At 49.5% G+C, this 1,559-nt stretch carries 1 rRNA gene; it reads right to left on the reverse strand.

The window, feature by feature from the left end:
• Positions 1-17: 17 nt before the first annotated feature.
• Positions 18-1,546 (reverse strand): 16S ribosomal RNA (locus DXA05_RS25605).
• Positions 1,547-1,559: the final 13 nt, after the last annotated feature.

Here is a 1,559-nt window from a genome sequence, read left to right on the forward strand (position 1 = left end):
TTACGACATCGCTCCAGAAAGGAGGTGTTCCAGCCGCACCTTCCGGTACGGCTACCTTGTTACGACTTAGCCCCAATTACCAGTTTTACCCTAGGACGCTCCTTGCGGTTACGTACTTCAGGTACCCCCGGCTTTCATGGCTTGACGGGCGGTGTGTACAAGGCCCGGGAACGTATTCACCGCGCCATGGCTGATGCGCGATTACTAGCGAATCCAGCTTCACGAAGTCGGGTTGCAGACTTCGATCCGAACTGAGAGAGGTTTTTGGGATTAGCATCCTGTCGCCAGGTAGCTGCCTTCTGTACCCCCCATTGTAACACGTGTGTAGCCCCGGACGTAAGGGCCGTGCTGATTTGACGTCATCCCCACCTTCCTCACATCTTACGACGGCAGTCTCTCTAGAGTCCTCAGCATGACCTGTTAGTAACTAAAGATAAGGGTTGCGCTCGTTATGGCACTTAAGCCGACACCTCACGGCACGAGCTGACGACAACCATGCAGCACCTTCACATTTGCCTTGCGGCTAACCTGTTTCCAGATTATTCAAATGCAATTTAAGCCCGGGTAAGGTTCCTCGCGTATCATCGAATTAAACCACATGTTCCTCCGCTTGTGCGGGCCCCCGTCAATTCCTTTGAGTTTCACCGTTGCCGGCGTACTCCCCAGGTGGAATACTTAATGCTTTCGCTTGGCCGCTTACTGTATATCGCAAACAGCGAGTATTCATCGTTTACTGTGTGGACTACCAGGGTATCTAATCCTGTTTGATACCCACACTTTCGAGCATCAGTGTCAGTTGCAGTCTAGTGAGCTGCCTTCGCAATCGGAGTTCTTCGTGATATCTAAGCATTTCACCGCTACACCACGAATTCCGCCCACCTCTACTGTACTCAAGACTGCCAGTTTCAACTGCAATTTTACGGTTGAGCCGCAAACTTTCACAACTGACTTAACAATCCACCTACGCTCCCTTTAAACCCAATAAATCCGGATAACGCTCGGATCCTCCGTATTACCGCGGCTGCTGGCACGGAGTTAGCCGATCCTTATTCATATGGTACATACAAAATCCCACACGTGGAATACTTTATTCCCATATAAAAGAAGTTTACAACCCATAGGGCAGTCATCCTTCACGCTACTTGGCTGGTTCAGACTCTCGTCCATTGACCAATATTCCTCACTGCTGCCTCCCGTAGGAGTTTGGACCGTGTCTCAGTTCCAATGTGGGGGACCTTCCTCTCAGAACCCCTATCCATCGTAGTCTTGGTGGGCCGTTACCCCGCCAACAAACTAATGGAACGCATCCCCATCGATAACCGAAATTCTTTAATAGTAAAACCATGCGGTTTTAATATACTATCGGATATTAATCTTTCTTTCGAAAGGCTATCCCCGAGTTATCGGCAGGTTGGATACGTGTTACTCACCCGTGCGCCGGTCGCCATCTTTAGTTTGCAAGCAAACTAAAATGCTGCCCCTCGACTTGCATGTGTTAAGCCTGTAGCTAGCGTTCATCCTGAGCCAGGATCAAACTCTTCATTGTAAAAGTATCTTTT

Source organism: Bacteroides sp. AM54-2NS, from assembly GCF_003602935.1.
Lineage (GTDB): Bacteria > Bacteroidota > Bacteroidia > Bacteroidales > Bacteroidaceae > Bacteroides > Bacteroides xylanisolvens.